General features: G+C 66.9%; 15 protein-coding genes. 8 read left to right on the top strand and 7 right to left on the bottom strand.

Features of this window, described 5'->3' with window-relative positions:
- Positions 1–91: 91 nt before the first annotated feature.
- The 4 genes from AVTE2539_RS15195 to AVTE2539_RS15180 all read right to left on the bottom strand — a co-directional run bounded on the left by AVTE2539_RS15195 (position 92) and on the right by AVTE2539_RS15180 (position 8,176).
- Positions 92–625 (bottom strand): hypothetical protein, encoded by a 534-nt coding sequence (locus AVTE2539_RS15195; RefSeq protein WP_284411808.1) that lies wholly within the window; start codon positions 623–625, stop codon positions 92–94.
- A gap of 1 nt (position 626) precedes the next feature.
- Positions 627–5,603, bottom strand: coding sequence for an RHS repeat-associated core domain-containing protein (locus AVTE2539_RS15190; RefSeq protein WP_284411806.1), 4,977 nt, complete (start codon positions 5,601–5,603; stop codon positions 627–629).
- A gap of 125 nt (positions 5,604–5,728) precedes the next feature.
- Positions 5,729–7,147 carry a branched-chain amino acid ABC transporter substrate-binding protein gene (locus AVTE2539_RS15185; protein ID WP_284411804.1) on the bottom strand — a complete coding sequence of 473 codons (1,419 nt, stop codon included), beginning with the start codon at positions 7,145–7,147 and terminating at the stop codon, positions 5,729–5,731.
- Between the two features lie 219 nt (positions 7,148–7,366).
- Positions 7,367–8,176 (bottom strand): DUF2242 domain-containing protein, encoded by an 810-nt coding sequence (locus AVTE2539_RS15180; protein ID WP_284411802.1) that lies wholly within the window; start codon positions 8,174–8,176, stop codon positions 7,367–7,369.
- Positions 8,177–8,522: 346 nt separating this feature from the next.
- On the opposite strand from AVTE2539_RS15180, the gene AVTE2539_RS15175 reads away from it, so the two are divergent.
- Positions 8,523–8,900 (top strand): Hsp20/alpha crystallin family protein, encoded by a 378-nt coding sequence (locus AVTE2539_RS15175; RefSeq protein WP_284411800.1) that lies wholly within the window; start codon positions 8,523–8,525, stop codon positions 8,898–8,900.
- A gap of 122 nt (positions 8,901–9,022) precedes the next feature.
- Here the strand turns inward: AVTE2539_RS15175 and AVTE2539_RS15170 are convergent, their stop codons facing one another.
- Positions 9,023–10,006, bottom strand: coding sequence for a GlxA family transcriptional regulator (locus AVTE2539_RS15170; protein WP_284412469.1), 984 nt, complete (start codon positions 10,004–10,006; stop codon positions 9,023–9,025).
- Positions 10,007–10,118: 112 nt separating this feature from the next.
- Between AVTE2539_RS15170 and AVTE2539_RS15165 the strand changes: the two genes are divergently transcribed.
- Together AVTE2539_RS15165 and AVTE2539_RS15160 are read left to right on the top strand one after the other, a co-directional pair.
- On the top strand, positions 10,119–10,445 hold the full coding sequence (locus AVTE2539_RS15165) for a DUF3817 domain-containing protein (protein WP_284411798.1): 327 nt from the start codon (positions 10,119–10,121) through the stop codon (positions 10,443–10,445).
- On the top strand, positions 10,442–10,867 hold the full coding sequence (locus AVTE2539_RS15160; protein ID WP_284411796.1) for a CopD family protein: 426 nt from the start codon (positions 10,442–10,444) through the stop codon (positions 10,865–10,867). Before AVTE2539_RS15165 ends, AVTE2539_RS15160 begins: the two co-directional genes overlap by 4 nt.
- A 179-nt stretch (positions 10,868–11,046) precedes the next feature.
- Here the strand turns inward: AVTE2539_RS15160 and tsaD are convergent, their stop codons facing one another.
- Positions 11,047–12,087 carry a tRNA (adenosine(37)-N6)-threonylcarbamoyltransferase complex transferase subunit TsaD gene (tsaD, locus tag AVTE2539_RS15155; RefSeq protein ID WP_284411795.1) on the bottom strand — a complete coding sequence of 347 codons (1,041 nt, stop codon included), beginning with the start codon at positions 12,085–12,087 and terminating at the stop codon, positions 11,047–11,049.
- Between the two features lie 212 nt (positions 12,088–12,299).
- Between tsaD and AVTE2539_RS15150 the strand changes: the two genes are divergently transcribed.
- On the top strand, positions 12,300–14,690 hold the full coding sequence (locus tag AVTE2539_RS15150; RefSeq protein WP_284411793.1) for a peptidase S53: 2,391 nt from the start codon (positions 12,300–12,302) through the stop codon (positions 14,688–14,690).
- 40 nt (positions 14,691–14,730) lie between these two features.
- On the opposite strand, the gene AVTE2539_RS15145 is transcribed toward AVTE2539_RS15150, so the two are convergent.
- A complete protein-coding gene (locus AVTE2539_RS15145) occupies positions 14,731–15,882 on the bottom strand; it encodes a branched-chain amino acid ABC transporter substrate-binding protein (RefSeq protein ID WP_284411791.1) in 1,152 nt (383 codons plus the stop codon).
- A 243-nt stretch (positions 15,883–16,125) separates the two neighbouring features.
- Between AVTE2539_RS15145 and AVTE2539_RS15140 the strand changes: the two genes are divergently transcribed.
- The 4 genes from AVTE2539_RS15140 to AVTE2539_RS15125 all read left to right on the top strand — a co-directional run bounded on the left by AVTE2539_RS15140 (position 16,126) and on the right by AVTE2539_RS15125 (position 20,221).
- Positions 16,126–16,752, top strand: a complete 627-nt coding sequence (locus tag AVTE2539_RS15140; RefSeq protein ID WP_272568327.1) for an ANTAR domain-containing response regulator — start codon at positions 16,126–16,128, stop codon at positions 16,750–16,752.
- Between the two features lie 419 nt (positions 16,753–17,171).
- Positions 17,172–18,416 (top strand): CmpA/NrtA family ABC transporter substrate-binding protein, encoded by a 1,245-nt coding sequence (locus AVTE2539_RS15135; RefSeq protein ID WP_284411788.1) that lies wholly within the window; start codon positions 17,172–17,174, stop codon positions 18,414–18,416.
- Between the two features lie 54 nt (positions 18,417–18,470).
- A complete protein-coding gene (ntrB, locus tag AVTE2539_RS15130; protein ID WP_092745760.1) occupies positions 18,471–19,418 on the top strand; it encodes a nitrate ABC transporter permease in 948 nt (315 codons plus the stop codon).
- A complete protein-coding gene (locus tag AVTE2539_RS15125; RefSeq protein ID WP_284411785.1) occupies positions 19,415–20,221 on the top strand; it encodes an ABC transporter ATP-binding protein in 807 nt (268 codons plus the stop codon). The genes ntrB and AVTE2539_RS15125 overlap by 4 nt, the downstream gene beginning before the upstream one ends.
- The last annotated feature ends 26 nt before the right edge of the window (positions 20,222–20,247 follow it).

Here is a 20,247-nt window from a genome sequence, read left to right as displayed (position 1 = left end):
CAATGATTATTAATCATTCAGGGGCTGAGAAATCGATTAAACCTCCACTACACGCACATGATTTTTGCAATAGATAATATTACACAATCCATTATTGATAATTTTTTATAAGCATGGATAGGAAATTGGCACCAAAATTCTTAACGATATCTACGTCATGCGAACTTTTACCTTGAAGCCAGTTGGAAATTTTTGAGCAGTCGAAAAAACTGTCACTCAATCCTGAAATGTCACTTAAATTTTTTGAAGAATTAATTGCAAAAACTCCGATGTCTGCAGGATATCTCTGATAAGCAATCCATCTACCATTAGCATCTTTAACAATCAATCCGCCATCATCATTGTTAATATTTATTCTATTAATCCGAAAAATTTCATCCTTAAGTTCATCATCGCATTTGATTCGATCAATAAAACCCAAGGTAGAACTAGAGAAAACATCCATACTATCCACTTCATCGAAGCAAGCAACTACCACTTGCCGAAGTGAATCGATAAAATCCGAAGATCCAATATCCGCATCAAAAAAAAGATATTTTTCAAAATTCGATACAAAAATATTATCAGGAAGCGAAGCACCATTAATCAACAAATTATCTATCGTCGAATTGATATCATCACTCATTTTATTCCCCTAAAAAACGTAGCTTAGTTATCAACTTGTCGCCTATCGACACAGATGCAGAAGGGACTCCACTTGCAGCCCCAAGTATGCCTCCACCAGTGGATTTTGCATAAAACCTATAAATTTTAGCGCCATTTGTCATTATTATTACGGCACCGTCTTTAGAGACGGTTTTAATATAGCCACTTGCGAGCAAATTTTGTATCGCTTGCGCCTGTGTCAGCCCAACATTTAATTGATTAGCACTGTTTCGAGTAGCTCTAGCTCCTATTGAAATTTCTGTCAAAACTGTGGTTTCATTCGCAGCAAGCGCTGAGGCCTCACAAAATTGCCCTATCGGTCTGACGGCTCGGTTTAAGCCAAAGCTAGCTGCGGTGACAACCTGTTCACCCAGCATAGTGCCGAAGCTAATCGCAGCAGCTCCATAACTACCGTTTTCTAGTGCAGTCATTCCTTTGTAAAAAGCCACCTGCCCCGGCACTAGAGCGCGCAGTAAAGAAGAGCTTTCGTACAAACCCAATGGATCAGTATTGTTCAGCGGATCCCCACTAACATACCCAAAGCGATTCCACCCGCCATCCAGCCCGATCGGGTCGGCCTGGAAGTACCGCCCCGAAACCAGGTCATAGGACCGGTTCAGGTTGTAGTTCAGCCCTGTCTCCTCATCGAACACCTGCCCCGGATACCGCAGGTCGAACTTGATGGCTTCCGCATAGGCTGCACTGCCCTGCCCGCTTTGTGAGTAATTGGTCGCCCCGGTCGTCGGGTTCGCCTCCCCAAACCCCGTGATCAGCCACTGCCACGCCACCTGGCCCTGCGTGTTGGTGAGGCGCCGGGGCGTGTTCAGGTGGTCCGCATCGATGGCGTACAACCTGCCGTTGATCTGCGCGGCGATGGGCATCGGCCCGTTCGCGGTGGGCAGGTAGATGACCTCGGTGCTGTCCATCTCGCCCGCAGCTGCCGCGCTGTCGCTGCTCCTTCTGCTGCCGTACTGCCCCAGCACGGTGCTGCCGATGCCGTCTTCGGCATAGACGGTCTGCTGGGTGATCGCCGGGTTGTTGGCCCCGGACAGCCGCGCATCGCTCTTGAACACGCGCTGCCCCAGGGCGTTGTAGGTGTAGCTCACCGCCAATGCGCTGGCCGGGTCGGCGTTCGGCCCCGCCTTGGCGATGCGGCCGTCCACGCCGTAGTGCAGGTAGCTGTCGCCCTTCCTGGTGATCGAGCCGGTGGCGTCGTGCTGGTAGCTGACGTTGGTCGTCTGCGCGCTGCCGCCCGCGGGCGTGAAGGTCTGTGTGTAGCCGCCCAGGCGGTTGCTGTTGCTGGCGATTTGGTAGTCGCGCTGCAGCGTGGCGGTGCCCCCTGCCGTGCTGCTGCTGTAGTAGCTCTGGCTGCGGTTGCCGTTGGCATCCCACGCGTAGCCGCTGGCGTTGGCCCCGATGGTGTCGCTCAAGGCCGTTCCGCTGGGCAGCGTGAGGGTATTGGGCGCGCTGTGCGCGCTGGCGGTGAGCCGGCCCACCGTGTCGTAGCTGTATGCGCTGGTGAGCGCCACCTGCTGCGCCACTGTGCTGCTTTGCGTGGGCAGCATGTGCTGCTGGGTGATCTGTGCGATGCGCCCGGCGCTGTCCCAGGTCAGTTGCAGCAGGGCACTGGCGGCCAGCTGGCCCGCGCTGGTGTAGCTGCGCTGCTCGGCCAGCGGCGCGGGGTTGCCGGGGGTCTGCACGAACCCGGGCCATTGCCAGCCGGTGGCCTGGCCCAGCGGGCTCCAGGTGATGCCGCTGACCAGCGGCTGGCCGTTCCACTGCAGCCCGGTGAGCTGGCCGGTGGCGTCGTACTGGTGCACCAGTTGGCGCCCACTGGGGTAGGTGATGCGGGCGATCTGCCCCGCGCCTGCGCTGCCCGTGCTGCCTGCGCTGCCCGTCCCGCCTGGCACGTACTGGTAGCCCACGGTGCTGCTGCTGCCGTTGGCCAGGACCTGCGTGCGCGCGGTGATGCGCCCTTGCGCGTCGCGCTGGTAGCGCGTGGTGACGCCCGCGTCCTGGATCTCGCTCAACGACCCCACGCTGGCGCTCGGGCTGCCGCTGGCGTTGTACTCGGGCCCGGGCAGGTCGTAGCGCAGCACGGTGGTGCGGCTCGCGCCGCCCAGGCTGCTCACGATCTGCGTGGGCCGGCCCAGCGCATCGCGCGTGATGGCGGTGGCCCGCCCCAGCGCGTCGGTGAGGCTTTGCGGCAGCCCCAGGCTGTCGTAGGTGCGGGTGAGCGTGCCGCTGTCGGCGCTGGCTTCCTGGCTGGCATTGCCCAGGGCATCCCGCGTGTAGCTGGTGGCCACGCTCTTGAAGTCCGTGGCCTGGGTGATGGCGTCCTGGGCGTTGTAGGTGAGGCTCGCCTGCGCGTTCGATGGATTGCTTTGCGTGGACAGGCGCCGCAGGTTGTCGAAGGTGTAGCGGGTCGCCTGGTTCAGGCCATTGGTGTGGCTGACGAGATCGCCAAAGGGGTTGTATCCGTAGGTGGTGCTCTGGTTGCCGCCCACGGTTTCAGAGGCCACGCGGTTGACGGCGTTGATGGTGCGAGAGAGGGTATGGACGATGTTGCCGGCGCTGTCCTGAACCTGCTCATTGATGCGGTTGCCCATGCCGTCCAGCGTGTAGCTGCCGGCATGGCCCCGGTTGTCAGACCAGCCGGTCAGTCGCTGGGCGTCGTCGTATTGATAGGACACCGCGTAGCCCGAGGGCTGGGCGACGCTCTGCAGCAAACCCGTGGGCTGGTAGGTCATGGCAACGGCCAAGCCATCCTGTGTGATGCGGGTCACCCGCTGCCGCACATCGCGCGCATAGACGGTGACACTCCCCGTTGGATCGATCTGTTCAACGACATTGCCATGGCGGTCATAGCGCGTATAGCGGGTCACCTGCCCACTGGGGCCAGTGACGCTCATGAGGTCGCCCTCGGTGGCGTCCCCCGTCGTCGCAGCATGGTAGGCGTAGCGCGTCACGCTGCCGGCAGGGTCGGCTTCGCTGAGGACCTGGCCGGCGTCGTTGTACGTCCAGTTCCAGGTGCGGGACACCCCACCCGCCACCAACTGAGCCGCGAAGCCGCTGCCCCCGTTGGCGTCGGCCGTTTCCTGCTCGACCTTCTTGCAGAGCGCCGCGATGGGCGAACCATCGGGCAACAGCGCCGAGGCGGGCGCGCAGCGCAGCACGGCGCCGCCGGCCAGCGGATCGGGCTGGCCGTGGTACACGTAGGTGGTCAGCTTGCGTGGCTCGGCCACACGCGTGGGCAAGGTCCACACGGGGTGCCACTGGTAGGAAGTCCTGCGGGCCGCTTCCGGAAAGCCGTACTGGCCGGAGGCGAGTGTGGAGCACGCGAGCCCTGGAGGAAGCCCCTGCGTCTTCGATGTCTGCAGGCCACGGGCCTGGTCGTATTCGAAACAGGTGAAGTTGCCCGAATCCGAACGCTGCAGCACCCTGCCCTTGGCATCCCGCCAGAACGCCTGGCTGGACGCGATCGCGGGATCGACGGGGCTCGCGATGGTGACCTGGCTCGGCCAATACTTCTCACCGATTTTTTCGAAGCCGTGACGGCGCTGTGTTCCCAGAGGGTCGGTCACGGTGGTTTCACTCGGCGTGGACGAGTAGTAGCTGAAGCTGTATCGATGCACCCCGCCTGCATGCTCCGAACTGGCCGCCCGACCGTCGCAGAGGTATCGGTAGGTGGCGTAGCGGTGACCGGCCTCGTCGGTGATTCCGGTCAGCAGGTTGTCGCCATAGGGCGCAGCACAGCCATTTTGGGCGGCGAATTCGTAGTGGTAGGTTTTCGAGGCACCGTCGGGAAAGACGACCTTGCTGAGCCTGTGCGGCCCGGAGTATTCGTACCGATACGTCTGGGACGCGGGATCGACCATCGACGCCAACTGGTTCGAGGTGTCGTAGCTGAATTTCAATGCCCGGCCGAACCGGTCCGTCACCTGGGCGAGCAGGCCGGACAGTCCGGAGTACGACGAGGGATCATTGGATTCCAAATAGCTGTACGACAGCTCGACGCGGCCATGGGCAGACATCTTCCGGATCACCCGTCCACGCGAATCCAGCGCGTAGAGAAAGTTGTCCCTGGAGCGAACGTAGCCCCCGCCGGAACCACTCGGCGCGACGAAGGCGTATTCCCCGAGGGACACCTCGCTCAGGTTGCCGGGCTCGCCCCGGTACATACTGAAGCGCCCGGCACCCAGCTGCCAGACATGCGGGTTGTTGGTGACCTGATAGCAATGGGACGCGGTTTCGGTGCGGTTTTTCCACCAGAAGGCCGGGTAACAGGGATTGCCCTGGTTGGAGACGTTTCCGTACCACCCTTGATCGAGCGTTGAGTAGAACCGCCCTTTGGTGCTTCGGTAGACCCGCTCGAAGACCAGGCCCGTTTTGGCCATCGGGTAATCCAGCTCGGACTGGATCTTCTGCCCCGTGCTGGGCAACACCGGATTGCCCTGGGCATCGCAGTCGTCGCAGGAATCGTCATTGGCGACGTACAGCACGCACGTGATCTGCTCGTTCGAGCCGTTTTGCGTCCTTTCGACGTCCTTCGACACGACGCTGGCGTCGAAAACGGTGGGGCACTCATACCCCAACGTGACTTGGACGGCGGCCGCCCTGCCGGAGCCCAGGTCCGGGCTGCCCTCCGAGTAGAAGCTCGCCGGCAATCCATTCACGGTACCGCCCAGGATGACGGGTGCTTTTGCGCTGCGGCAGAAAACGCCACCCTCGTCCGTGGGATGGCAACTGGTGTCGTGGTATCGCTGGGCCGCGATGGAATAGGCCTCGCCCATGGTTTCGGCTTTTTCCACCACGACGCTGGGCCAGCCCCCTCCGCCGCCCAGCCATGCCACCGACTGGTAGGTGAACTTGGGCTCGACTTCGAACCTCACCACCCCTGCCAACGCCGTTGGCAGGAAGGCCAGCAACCATGCCGACAAAAGTATCTTTATTCTCATTCTTTGAATCCCCCCTCGATGCCATTCAGAAATGCGCGGAACAAAGCATGTCTCTTTCCGCCGTGCGCCCGGCCGCCCCGCACCAGGGGCCGCGCCGAAACGCACGATGTTAACCAAAAATCACGTCACTGCGGCCGTACCATCCGGCAGCTCTGCGGCTGCTCTGCCTTCTCCGCCGCGATCTGGCGCACCACGCGGAAGCCGTAGCCTGAGCCTTCCACGTCGAACGGCACGCCGGGCGCGCCCTGCCGGTCCATCACGCCCACGGCCAGGGGCTGCTGGAACTGGTGGTCGGCCGCGCGCATGGTGCCGGCCTGGCCGTTCAGCTGCACCTTCGCGGTTTCCATGGCGCGGGCGACGGCGGTGGCGTCGGTGCTGCCGGCGCGTTCGATGGACTGGGCGAGGGTCTCCACCATGAGCTGCATGCGCATGTGCACATAGTCGTCGGCGGGCTGCGGAAAACGCTGGCGAAAAGAGCGGTAGAAGGCTTCGCTCTGCGCGCCCGGCACGTTGGGCAGCCAGTCGGCCACGGCCACGACCTTGCCCACGCCAGCATCGCCGAGCGCGGCCGGCGCGCCCAAGGCGTTGCCGTAGAAGGTGTAGAACATGCCGTCGTAGCCGACCTCGCGCGCGGCCTTGACGAGCAGGGTGAGGTCGTTGCCCCAGTTGCCGGTGACGACGGCCTGGGCGCCGCTGGCCTTGATCTTGACGGCGTAGGGGGCGAAGTCCTTCACGCGGCCGACGGAGTGCAGCTCGTCGCCCACCACGGCGACGTCGGGGCGCTGGGCGGCCAGTTGCTTCCTGGCCTCGCGCAGCACGGCCTGGCCGAAGCTGTAGTCCTGCCCGATGAGGTAGACGCTTTTCAGGGCCTTGTCCTCGCGAATCACGTCCATGAGCGCGGCCATGCGCATGTCGGCGTGGGCGTCGAAGCGAAAGTGCCAGAAACTGCACTTTTCATTGGTGAGGATGGGATCGACGGCCGAGTAGTTGAGGAACAGCACGCGCTTGCCCGGCTCGCGCTCGTTGTGCTTGTTGATGGCCTCGATCAGCACGGCGGCGGTGGCCGACGAGTTGCCCTGCAGGATGACGCGCGCGCCGTCGTCGATGGCCGCGCGCAGGGCGGACAGGGCCTCTTCGTTCTGGCCCTTGCTGTCGTAGCGCTCGATCACCAGGGGCCGCGCACCGCCGGCCGCGTTGGGCAGGCGCACGCCACCGCGCGCGTTCACCCGCTCGGTGGCCCACAGCACGTTGCGGAACACCGCCTCGCCGGTGTTGGCGAAGGGGCCGGACATGCTTTCGATGAGTGCAACCTGGATGGGCGCGCCGGTGGCTGCGGCCGCCTTGCGCGGCGCGCTGGCGGGCGTGGCCTGGGCCGTCGCAGCGGCCGATGGCGACACCACCGGACCGGGGCCCGAGGCCGCAGCGGCGGCGGCCGGGGCGGCCTGCGCGGCGCTGGCCGCGATGAAAGCCAGGGGAGCGAGCGTGGCGGCGGCCACGGCCAGGGTGCGCGCGCGGCGCGCGGCGGGCGAGGAGGAATGGGTCATGCGAGCGGTCCTGTGGGCCGCGCTGCCGGCAGGGCAGCCGCCCGGGATGGGAAAGGCGCGCAGTGTATCGGAGCGGCCAAGCGCAGATGGCGCCCCAGCGCTGCGCCATCACCGCCGCCCGCCCTCAGGCGGCCCGCCCGGCCCGGCCGCGGAACAGCATCGCACGGGGCCCTGTGGACATCGCGCGGCAGGCACCGCGCTCCCGGCGCCGTGCGCCGTTCAGTTCGCCGGCGTGGAGGCCGGTGCCGAAGCAGGCGCCGCAGCTGGTTCGGCCGCTGGCGTTTCCACCCCGGCGTTCGCGGCGGGCGGCATCGGAAAGCCGGTGACGGCCGGCGGGCGAGGCACCGGGGCGGGGATGGTGACGGGCATGGGCAGGATCTCGTGCACCTCGCCGGATTCGCGGGCCTCTTTCTTCGCGGTTTCGTTGGCGACCGTGGGCGGAACCGCGGGCGATGCCTGCCCCACCTGCTCGCGCGCGGCGGGCACGAAGCGGTCGAACAGCTGGAAGAAGCGGTCGTAGAAGCGCGGGTCGGTCACCGTCTCGCTGCCCACCTTGACGAGCGTGTCGTCGCTCGCGGAAAACGGCAGCGACACCGAGCCCAGCGCGCCCACGCCGAGCGAGGCGGAGTTGTTGATCTTCTTGATGACGTAGCGGTCCTGCAGGGCGCTGGCGAAGGCGGCGGTGCGGGTCTTGTCGCCGCCCTCGGTGGCGCAGACGACGCGCATCTCGACCTCGTAGTGGATGTCGCTGGACGGCTGGAAGTACTTGCGCCCGGCCACCACTTCGGCGCTGGCGGTGCTCACCAGGTAGCCCTGGCTCAGGAGGGCGCGGCGGGCGCCTTCGCACACGCGCGCCTGCGGTGCATTGATGTGGCGGGTGTGCATGCTGGCGCTGTCGAAGTCGTCCGGGTCGAAGCGCGGCGTGCGGTCCAGGCCGGGGACCGAGCTGGAAGCGCAACCGGCCAGGGTGGCGACGAGCGCGGCGGACAGCGCGAGCACCCAGACGGTGCGGGGATGGCGCGAAGGCATGGAGCTTGAAGGTGATGGACGAAAAGTAGGCATGGCGATTCCCTGATCAGCGTGCATTGTGAAGGCTGCGAAAGACGCGTCCGGACAAAGGGATGTAACCCCGCGCAACCGGCGCGGGGGCGGCTGCACATGGGATGCGGCAGCGCCGCGCGGGTTCCGGCCGCGCAACCCCGTGCGCGGGGGCACCTTGTAAAAACGGCAGGCATCCCCAGGCCGATCCAATGCGCGTGAAGCGCCGATTCGCGTGCTCAAAAGCCCTTGAAATGCAGCGCGCCACACACATTTGTGGACCATGCGGCGAACGACCCGGGAGCCGCGAAGACACTGTTTTTCCAGGAGTTTTTCCATGATTTTCGCCCCCGTGATCCGCCGCGCCGCTTTCAACGCCCCCCGCTCCGCCGACGTGGCCCTGCAGCGCTTTTTGAACCATACCCTGGCCACCCCGGCCGCCGCCGGCTACACCGTGCAGCAGGACGAAAAGACCGTCACCCTGCAGATGGATCTGCCCGGCCTGAGCCGTGACCAATTGCAGCTGACCATCGAAGGCAATCAGGTGCGCCTGACCAGCGTGGAGGGTGCGCCGCGCCAGGTGCAGCGCGCCTGGGAGCTGCCGGCGGACATCGACGTGTCCACCAGCTCCGCCAAGCTGGAAAACGGCGTGCTGACGCTGGTGCTGGGCAAGGTGGTGCCGGTGAGCCGCGCCACGCAATTGACCATCGCCTGAGGCCGTCCCGCCGAGGCAGGCAGAACGCAAAGCGCCCTGGCCGAAACGCCAGGGCGCTTTTTTGTGTCCCCGGCGTCTCCATGGACGGGCGCCGTTTCACGGCTGAACGGGCTGCGAACGGGCTAATCGCCCGTACCGAGGCGCCGGCCGAAACTCTTGCGGTAGTGGCTTGGACTCACGCCGACGATCCGCTGGAACTGCAGCCTGAAGTTCGCGGCAGAACCCAGGCCCACCTGGCTGACAATTTGCTCCACCGAGAGACGGCTGCGTTCCAGCAGTTCTTGCGCCCTCTGCACGCGCATCCGGGACAGCCACTGCGCGGGCGACTCTCCGAACTGCTCACTGAACCGCCTGTGCAGCGTCCGGGTGCTGCTGCACGCCTGCCGGGCCAGGGACGTGAGGGTCATTGGCCGATGAAGGTTTGCCAGGGCCCAACTGACCAGGGGCTGCAGGCTTTTGTCGGTGGCCTGTGCCGGCGGTGGAATGAACTGCGCTTGTCCCCCTTCGCGCTGCAACGGCACCACGGACAGCCGGGCCACGTGCGCAGCGACGGCGGCTCCAAAGTCTGCGCGGATCATGTGCAGACAGAGGTCCAGGCCCGCAGCGGCCCCTGCAGAGGTCAGTATCTGTCCGTTGTCGACGAACAGCACCGACGGATCGACATCGATCGCGGGATACCGGTGGGCCAGTGCCGGCGCGGCCACCCAATGGGTGGTCGCCCGCAGCCCATCCAGCAAACCCGCTTCCGCGAGAACGAAGGCGCCGGAGCAGATGGAAGCGATGCGAGCGCCTCTCTTGGCCGCCCGGCGCAGAGCTTGCGAGGCGGCAAGAGACAGGGGTGGCGAAGGCAGCAGGATGCCCGGCACGACGATCGTGTCAGCCGTCTCGAGCGGTTCCAGGCCGTGCCTGATGCGTATGGCGAAGGGGCCTGCGTCGAGTTCCTGCTGCTCCGCGCATACCGCGATCTGGTAGCAGGGCGCGCCAGAAGCATTCGTCGCAAATCGAAAGGACTCGCAGGCGGTCGCCAGATCGAACGACAAGACGCCCGGGAGCGCCAGACATGCAATGCGATGGGGTCTTTGAAGCGGAGGTCTCGTTGAGGTCATGCGGGAGGGGGCACCAGAGCCGTGCAGCGCAATCTGCGGCGCTGTCTCAAAACCATCGAATACTGGCATTCTTGCCACTGTCCCAGTGTAGGGGTTCCAGCAAGAATGGGGAATGACGCATCACGATCCAGCCCCTGACTCTTGTGCCCGCCCGGATGGGCCCGCTCACGGTGTCGCAGCGCTACGCACCTGGTGCGTCCTGGAAGCGACCACGCTGTTGGCACTGCTTCTTGTCGCGGTGCCGTTGAAGCACCTGGGGGGCTTTCCCATGGCCGTCTCAGTGATGGGGCCGATACACGGGTTTGCATTCCTCGCGTTGGGATGGGCCGCAGTGCGAGCAGTGGCAAGCGGAGGCCTTTCAAAGCAGGCCGCGGGAAAGCTGATGCTCGCTGCCTGCTTACCCTTCGGAGGGCTTTACAGCAGGTGGGTTCTTCGATGACGTACCTGTGGATCAAGGGCCTGCACGTCGGCGCGGCCCTCATCTTCGTGGGAGGCCTGCTGCTGCTGTCTGTGGTGGCATCGCGATGGCCCGCGGCCGGCGGCGTGCTCCTGCCGCATGAAAAGCGCCTGGGTACGGCGGTGCTTCAGTGGGACCGGCGCGTGACCGCACCGTCCATGGCGCTGGTGTGGGTGCTTGGCCTCGGGCTCGCGGCAGGGGGTGGCTGGATCGGACAAGGCTGGCTCTTCGGCAAGATGGCGCTGGTCATCGCCCTTTCAGCGATTCACGGGGTGATGTCGGCGACGCTTCGCCGGCGCCTGCAAAGCGAGACCGGGCCCCAGCCGTCGCTGTTTCGACACGGCCCCACGGCAGTCGCCGCGCTTTCGGCGGCCATCGCCGTGTTGGTGACAGTGAAGCCGTAGTCGCCGAAGTTCGCCCATCCGGTGGCAGAGCGTCCCCACGCCTGGTCGCGGGCTGCGGCCAGCGGCGAATCCGCTTCGAGCGACAACGGTTCACCCGGCTGGCAAGGCGTCCGCTCGACGGCGCCATCGCCTGCCAGCGGTTGCTCAGCGGTCTGGCCGCCACTTCCGGCCGCCGCTCCTTACTGCAGCGTATCGAGGGGCCAGCGCGGCTCGACGTCGAAGGCGTAGTCGCGGTTGGCCTGCTGGCGGCCGGCCTGCAGGCGCATGGCGGCGGCCATGGCGATCATGGCGCCGTTGTCGGTGCACAGGTGCAGCTCGGGGTAGTGCACGCGCACCTGGGCGCGGGCGCAGGCGGCATTGAGCTGCTCGCGCAGGTGCCGGTTGGCCCCCACGCCGCCCGCCACCACCACACGGCGCAGCCCGGTCTGCTGCAGCGCGGCGGCCGTCTTGCGCACCAGCACGTCCACGATGGCGGCCTGCGTGCTGGCGGCCAGGTCGGCCTTGCGCGCGTCGAGGTCGTCGCCCAGCTTGCGCGCCTGGGTGAGCACGGCGGTCTTGAGGCCGGCGAACGAGAAATCGAGGTTGCCGCTGTGCAGCAGCGGTCGCGGCAGCTTGAAGGCGGCCGGGTCGCCCTGCTCGGCCAGCCGCGACAGCGCGGGCCCGCCGGGATAGCCCAAGCCCATCAGCTTGGCGGATTTGTCGAAGGCCTCGCCCGCGGCGTCGTCGATGGTCTCGCCCAGCATTTCGTAGCGGCCCACGCCGTCCACGCGCATCAGTTGCGTGTGGCCGCCCGAGACCAGCAGCGCGATGAAGGGAAATTCCGGAGGGTCCGCGCTGAGGAAGGGCGAAAGCAGGTGCCCTTCGAGGTGGTGCACGCCCAGCACGGGCTTGTCGAGCGCCGCGCCCAGGGCACAGGCCACGCCGGCGCCCACGAGCAGCGCGCCGGCCAGCCCCGGGCCGCGCGTGTAGGCCACCACATCCACGTCGGCCAGGCGCCGGCCGGATTCGGCCAGCACGGTTTCGGTCAGGGGCAGCACGCGGCGGATGTGGTCGCGGCTGGCCAGCTCGGGCACCACGCCGCCGTAGGCCTGGTGCATTTCGATCTGGCTGTGCAGGGCATGGGCGAGCAGCGTGGGCACCCCGTCGCCGGTGGGCGACTGCACCAGCGCCACGCCGGTTTCGTCGCAGGAGGATTCGATTCCGAGGATCAGCTGGCTCATGGGCCTGCAGTGTAGTGCGGCCGCCAAGGCCATGAGGCAGTACCCCAGGTGCGTAAAATCATTTTTATCATTTTTAATGAAACAAATGTTTTATTTGAAATATTTGATCGCCCCAGAAGAAACAAACACTTACATTGGGCCGGTCCATCCACCCCTGCCGGGGCCCGCGTTCGAAAACCGTCCCGCTCCGGCACCGCCCCAGGGAAACCTCCATGCCCCGTCCCGCCCCCTCCCTGCCCGCCCGCTGCCACCCCGGCAGCCCCCTTTGGCCCCTGGCCGCTCTGGCGGCGGCCTTTCTCGCCTCCTGTGGCGGCGGCTCCACCACCGATGGCGCGGCCACGCGCGACGGCGAGGCCGCCGCGAGCGTGACCACGCTGTCGTCGTCGTCCGCCGACCTGCCCACGGCGGTGCCGGCCGAGCTGACGGCGCGGCCAGCCTTCCACATCGCGCCCGTGCTGCTGCCCGACCCCGGCCCCGAGGATGCGGCCGACCCCACCGCCAGCGCTTCGATGGCGCCACGATCGACTGCGATCGACGCCGGCCTGGCCACGCTGTCGACGCGGCACCTGACACCGGACCGTATCAAGGCGGCCATCGCACAGGAGCAGCAGGCCCCCTCGGCAGACGGCACGGGAGAGGCCCGCGCCGCCAGCGTGGTCACCACCTACACGCCGGCGCAGGTGCGCGCGGCCTACGGCCTGCCGGCGCTGCCCGCCTCGGGCGCAACCCCCAACGCGCAGCAGGCAGCGCAGATGGGCGCGGGGCAGACGATCTACATCGTGGCGGCCCGCCACAACCCGAATGCGGCCGCGGAACTGGCCACGTTCAACCAGAAATTTGGACTGCCGGCCTGCACCGCGAAGGTCCTTCCCGCCAGCACCGCCCTGCCCCTGCCCGCGCCAGCGGCCACCGCGGGCTGCGAGCTGTGGCAGGCCTACGCCACGTCCGCGGGCGGGCCGACAGGGACCGCCCCGGCCTACGACGCGGGCTGGGCCACGGAGATCGCGCTGGACCTGCAGTGGTCCCACGCCATCGCTCCGGCCGCGCGCATCGTGCTCATCGAGGCGCCCGACGCGTCGGTCGGCGCGCTCACCGCCGCCGTGCGGCTGGCCAACGCCATGGGGCCGGGACAGGTGTCCATGAGCTTCGGTGCGCCCGAGGGCAGTTGGGGCGGCGGACTCGAATCCGCCTTCGCCGGAACGCGCATGGGCTACCTGGCGGCCACCGGGGATTCGGGCGCAGGCGTGATGTGGCCCGCCGCATCGCCGGGCGTGCTCGGTGTGGGCGGAACCTCGCTGACCTACACCGGAGCGGGCGTGCGCTCGGAAGTGGCGTGGTCGGGCACGGGCGGAGGCACCAGCGCGTACTTCGCGACGCCGGCCTACCAGCAGTCCGGCCTGCCCGGGGTGGGATCGGTGGCGCGCCGCACGGTGGCCGACGTCGCGATGAATGCCGACCCGTCCACCGGCCAGTACGTGGCCGTGATGCCCCAGGGCGGGGGCGCAGCGCAATGGCTGAGCGCGGGCGGCACCAGCCTGTCCACGCCGATGTGGTCGGGCCTCATGGCGGTGGCCGGCGCCCTGCGCGCCCAGGCAGGCGGGGACGCGCTGGGCCGGCCGCATGCCGCTTTGTACGGCACGGTGGGCGCCCAGCCCGCCAGCTACGCCGCGGGCTTCCTCGACGTGGCGGCGGGCAGCCACGGCACCTGCGCTACCTGCACGGCCCGCTCGGGCTACGACCAGCTCACCGGACTGGGCACGCCACGCGCTGCGGATCTGCTCGGCCGGCTGGCAGGATCCACCGTGGCGGCTCCGCCGCCGGTGGTGGGCAGCGCGGCGGTGAGCGGGCTGGCCGGCCAGCCGCTGTCCTTCACCGTCTCGGTGGCCTCGGCCAACGCGGTCAGCCTCAGCCTGGCGGGCGCCCCTGCGGGCATGGCGGTGTCCGGCACGGGCGTGGTCACTTGGGCTGCACCCGTGGCGGGCAGCTACGCGGTGACCGTGACGGCGCGCGACACCAAGACGGGCCTGAGCGGCCAGGGCACCTACACGGTGACCATCACCGCGCCCCTGCCTCCTTCGGTGCCGGGCGGCAGCATCTCCGGCACCGAAGGCGTGCCCCTGGCATTCAGCGGCGCCGCCACCTCGGTGAACCCCCTGCGCTACGCGCTGAGCGGCGCGCCGTCCGGCATGGCGATCGGCGCGGACGGCTCCGTGACCTGGGCGCGCCCCGTCCAGGGCACCTACGCGGTGACCGTGGCAGCCACGGACACCAAGACCGGCCTGACCGGCCGCGGCACCTATTCCGTGCGCATCGCGGCGGCCGGCAGCAGTACGCCCCCGGGCGGCCTCTCGGTGGCCGCCGCGCCCTGGACCGGCACGGCCGGCAAGGCACTCACCGGCACGATCACGGTCTCCGCGCCGGGCGCCTCCTGGCTGTCCGTGACGATCACCGGCGCCCCGCTGGGCATGGGCTTTTCGATACAGGGCACCACGGTGACCGCCCGCTGGCCTTCGCCGGTGGCTGGCAGCTACGCGCTGACCATCGTGGCGCGCGACTCCCTGGGCCGCACCGCCCAGGCCACGGTGCCGGTGTCCATCCGCTGAGCGCCGCCGGGGGCCGCCGGCACGCCGCGGCTCCCGGCCCTCACCAGCGGTCGGAGCGCATGCGCAGTTCCCAGTTGCCCGCGCGCAGGCTGTACACACCCACGGCGCCGTAGCGCTGCTCGCCCTTTTCGTCCCAGGTCATGGTGCCGGTGACGGGCGCGTAGCCGTTGATGGCCCGCAGGGCCTTGGTGATCTCCTTCGGATCGGCGGACTTGGCCTGCTTGATGGCGGCCGACAGCACGTAGGTGGCGTCGTAGCTGTAGTGGCCGCCGTAGGCAGGCGGCTTCTTGAATGCGGTGTTGTAGCGGTCCAGGAACTGGCGGCCGGTGATGAACTCGCGCGCCTCCAGCACGGGCGAGGTGGCATAGATGGCCGTGACCATCCCCATGCCCTTGACCATGTCGGTGGTCTTGATGGTGTCGCCGCCCAGCACGGACAGCTGGGTGTAGTTGATCTTCTGCAGCGCCTGCAGCAGCGCCAGCACCTGGAAGTCGTTGAGCGTGGTGACGATCACGCCCACCTTCGCCGTCTGGATGCGGCGGGCCACCTCGTCGAAATCCGTGGTCTTGTCGTCGAACGACTGGCGCACGGTGACTTCCTTCTTCTCTGTCGCCAGCTGCTTGGCCGCGCCATCGGCCAGGCCCTTGCCGTAGGGCGTGCCGTCGTCCAGCACCGCGTAGCTGGCGGTGCTGAGCTGCGTGGCCGCGAACGAGCCCATGGCGCGGGCCTGCAGGTTGTCGTTGGCCACCAGGCGCAAGGTGGTCTGCAGGCCCAGTTCGGTGAAGCGCGGGTTGGTGGAGATGGCCAGCTGCGCGATGCCCTTTTCGGCATAGATGGGCGCCGCCGCGATGCTGACGCCCGAATTGAGGTTGCCGATGACCGCCACCACGCCGGACTCCACCAGCTGCTGCGCGGCTTTCTTGCCGGAGTCGGCATCGGCCCGGTCGTCCTGCGCGACCACTTCCAGGGTGACGGTCTTGCCATCGACCGTGAAGCCGGACTTGTTGAGCTCCTGCACCGCCAGCGTCACGCCGTTGAGCATGTCCTGCCCCAGCGCGCCGAGCGGACCCGACAGCGGCTGGGCCACGCCGATCTTGATGGTGTCGGGCACCTTGCTGCACCCTGCCCCCAACGTGGCGGCCAGCGCCGCGATCGCCAGCAGCGCGGCACGCCTGCTTCCTTGTGTGCTCATAGACCCAGCTCCAATCCATTCAGTGGTTTACATGTATCCGGATGTATATAAGACCGAAGAGTCTTACGCTATCGGGTAACCCCTGCTCCATAGCAAGTTACATCCATTAGCAATTTCCGTCCCAGGCCGAAAGCGGTGCTAATGCACCCGCACAGTGCGCTTTCGGGTATCCGCGGCGATCCATCGGGGTTTGCACCCCGCCGGCGCACCAGCATGGGCGTATTTATTGCTTAAGCTTGGGGCATGACCGACTCCCTGCGCATCGTGGTGGTGGCCCCCGACCTGGCGGTGGGCGCCGAGGACGACGAGCACGCCCAGCTGCAGGCCGAGCGCTCGCGGGCGCTGCGCATCGGCCTGCTGGAAAACAACTTCAACCTGGTGGCCACGCTGCCGGCCGACGTGTTCCTGAGCGAGCGGCTCGCGCAGCTGCAGCCCGACCTGGTGATCGTGGACGCCGAGAGCGACGCCCGCGACGCGCTGGAGCACGTGGTGATGGCCACCCGCGATGCGCCCCGCGCCATCGTGATGTTCACCAACGACGACGATCCCTCCCACGTGCGGCAGGCGGTGGCCGCGGGCGTGTCGGCCTACATCGTGGCCGGGCTGTCGCCCCAGCGCATCCGCCCCATCCTGGACGTGGCGATGGCGCGCTTCCAGCACGAGCAGGCCCTGCGCGCCGAACTGGCCGATGCGCGCAGCGAGCTGAAGGACCGCAAGACCATCGACCGCGCCAAGGGCCTGCTGATGCAGCGCCAGGGCCTGACCGAACAGGCCGCCTACGACAAGCTGCGCAAGAGCGCGATGGACAAGGGCATGAAGCTGGTCGAGGTGGCCCAGCGCATGCTGGACGTGGCGGACCTGCTGGGCTGACCGGCGCGGCCGGCGGCGCTGCACAAGGGCAGTGCGGCACTGCACCATCGCGCGGCTTCCGTGCCCGGCCCTGCACGCGCCGCGGCCCGCTTTGGCCCGCTTCGGCCCAGGGCCACGCGGCGCCCGGCGCCGGACGGTTCGAGGCAAAAAGGCCCCCAGCGCAATCAACACGAGGGCATATCGCTACAAAAACAATAGCATACACCCCGCATGGCCCGCTCTGGCACAAGGCTTGCAATGACGGAGGCAAGACCAACGTTGGTCGATTGCCAGGCCCCACCCAATGGCGGGTGCGACCTGGCAGAACCCGGACAAAGGCGTCCCCACCGCTCGCGGCGCTGCCCCCAAGGCAGCCTGCGGGCGTGTGAGGACGCCTTTTTTGTTTTTCACGTTGCCAGCCAAGCCAAGGGATGCCTTCCATGACCGACCTGTCCAAAACCAGTCTCCACCGCCGCACCGTGCTGCAGGCCGCCGCCGTGGGGGCCGTGGGCGTGAGCCCCGCGCTGCGCTCCATGGTTCATGCAGCCGGCTCCGACGCGCCGGAAAAGAAGGAAGTCAAGATCGGCTTCATCCCCCTCACCGACTGCGCCAGCGTGGTGATGGCCTCGGTGCTGGGCATCGACCAGAAGTACGGTGTGAAGATCGTGCCCTCCAAGGAAGCGAGCTGGGCGGGCGTGCGCGACAAGCTGGCCAACGGCGAGCTGGACTTCGCCCACGTGCTGTACGGCCTGGTGTACGGCGTGCACTTGGGTGTCGGCGGCCCCAAGAAGGACATGGCCGTGCTCATGACCCTGAACAACAACGGCCAGGCCATCACGCTGAGCAAGAAGCTCGCCGATGCCGGCGCGGTGGACGGCGCGGGCCTGGCCCAGCTCATGGCCAAGGAAAAGCGCGAATACACCTTCGCGCAGACCTTCCCCACCGGCACGCACGCCATGTGGCTGTACTACTGGCTGGCCGCCAACGGCATCGACCCGCTCAAGGGGGCCAAGGTCATCACCGTGCCGCCGCCGCAGATGGTGGCCAACATGCGCGTGGGCAACATGGACGGCTTCTGCGTGGGCGAGCCCTGGAACCACCGCGCCATCATGGACGGCATCGGCATCACCGCCACCACCACGCAGGACATCTGGAAGGACCACCCCGAGAAGGTGCTGGGCACCACGTCGGAGTTCGTGCAGAAGTACCCCAACACCGCGCGCGCCGTGACGGCCGCCATCCTGGAGGCCGGCCGCTGGATCGACGAGGGCCTCGCCAACAAGAACAAGATGGCCGAAACCATCGCCGGCAAGGCCTACGTGAACACCAGCGTGGACGCCATCAACCAGCGCATCCTGGGCCGCTACCAGAACGGACTGGGCAAGACCTGGGACGACCCCAACTACATGAAGTTCTACAACGACGGCGCGGTGAACTTCCCCTACCTGTCCGACGGCATGTGGTTCCTCACGCAGCACAAGCGCTGGGGCCTGCTCAAGGACCACCCGGACTACCTGGCCGTCGCCAAGTCGATCAACCGCACCGAGCTGTACAAGCAGGCCGCCACTGCCGCCAAGGTGCCCCTGCCCAAGAGCGACATGCGCTCCAGCAAGTTGATGGACGGCGTCGTCTGGGACGGCAAGGACCCGGCCAAGTACGCCGACAGCTTCAAGATCAAGGCCTGACCCCGGGCCCCGCCCGAGCCGCCCGCCCCCAGCCCCCGCCAGGAGAATCCCACCATGGTCAGCGCCGTCTTCCACGCCCCGCCGGAGCCCACCCCAGCCGCGGCCCCTTCTGCTATGCAAACAATAGCAACACCGGCAATCAAAACGCCGGCATCGGGGCAAAAACCACTGCAGTCCGCCCCGCCCAGCCCGCCGCGGGCGCCCCGCGACTGGGCGGCCGCCTCGCGCGCCTTCTGGCTCGCGGTGCTGCCGCCGGCCTGCGGCCTGGGCCTCTTGATCGGGCTGTGGGCCGTGGTGTCCTCCACCACTGGCCAGAGCATTCCCGGCCCGCTGGAGACCTGGAAGCAGGCGCTGGAAGTCTTCAGCAACCCCTTCTACCGCAACGGCCCCAACGACCAGGGCGTGGGCTGGAACGTGCTCGCCTCGCTGGAGCGCGTGGCGGTCGGCTTCGGGCTGGCGGCGCTGGTGGGCATTCCCGCGGGCTTCGTGATCGGGCGGTTCCACTTCCTCTCGCGCATGTTCAACCCGCTCATCAGCCTGCTGCGGCCCGTGTCGCCGCTGGCGTGGCTGCCCATCGGCCTGCTGGTGTTCAAGGGCGCCAACCCGGCCGCCATCTGGACCATCTTCATCTGCTCGATCTGGCCCATGGTCATCAACACCGCGGTGGGCGTGCAGCGCGTGCCGCAGGACTACATGAACGTGGCCCGCGTGCTCAACCTCTCGGAATGGAAGATCGCCACCACCATCCTGTTCCCCGCCGTGCTGCCCTACATGCTGACTGGCGTGCGCCTGGCCGTGGGCACCGCCTGGCTCGTGATCGTGGCGGCCGAGATGCTGACCGGCGGCGTGGGCATCGGCTTCTGGGTGTGGGACGAGTGGAACAACCTGAACGTCAAGAACATCATCATCGCGATCTTTGTGATCGGCATCGTCGGGCTGCTGCTCGAATACGCCCTGGTCAAGCTGGCCACGGCATTCACGTTCGAAGAGGTGAAGGCATGAACAACCCCGCGAAATTCATCGAGGTCCAGGGTGTCGCCCAGACCTTCAAGACCGCCAAGGGGCTGTTTCCGGCGCTCAAGGGCATCGACCTGTCCATCGCCAAGGGCGAGTTCGTCGCCCTCATCGGGCACTCGGGCTGCGGCAAATCCACCTTGCTCAACCTGATCGCCGGACTCACCGTGCCCACCGCCGGCGCGCTGCTGTGCGCCAACAAGGAGATCAAGGGCCCCGGCCCCGAGCGCGCGGTGGTGTTCCAGAACCATTCCCTGCTGCCCTGGCTGACCTGCGAAGGCAACGTGCACCTGGCGGTCGAGCGCGTGTTCGGCAAGCGGGAACCGAAGGCCCAGCTCAAGGCCCGCACCGAGGCCGCGCTGGCCATGGTGGGCCTCACGCACGCGGCGCAAAAGCGCCCCGGCGAGATCTCGGGCGGCATGAAGCAGCGCGTGGGCATCGCCCGGGCGCTGTCGATGGAGCCCCAGGTGCTGCTGATGGACGAGCCCTTCGGCGCGCTGGACGCCCTCACCCGCGCCAAGCTGCAGGACGAGCTGCTGGAGATCGTGGCGCGCACGCAGAGCACGGTGGTCATGGTCACCCACGACGTGGACGAGGCCGTGCTGCTGTCCGACAAGATCGTGATGATGACCAACGGCCCGGCCGCCACCATCGGCGAGGTGCTGGCGGTGGACATCCCGCGCCCCCGCAACCGCGTGGCCCTGGCCGAAGACCCGCGCTACCTGCGCAGCCGCAAGGCGGTGATCGATTTCCTGTACACGCGCCAGGCGCATGTGGAAAAGGCAGCCTGAGGCAGCGGCGGCCCCGGAGGCACGGC

The organism is Acidovorax sp. SUPP2539 (assembly GCF_030158975.1).
Classification (GTDB): Bacteria; Pseudomonadota; Gammaproteobacteria; order Burkholderiales; family Burkholderiaceae_C; genus Paracidovorax.
This window is presented reverse-complemented; position numbering and strand designations above follow the sequence as displayed.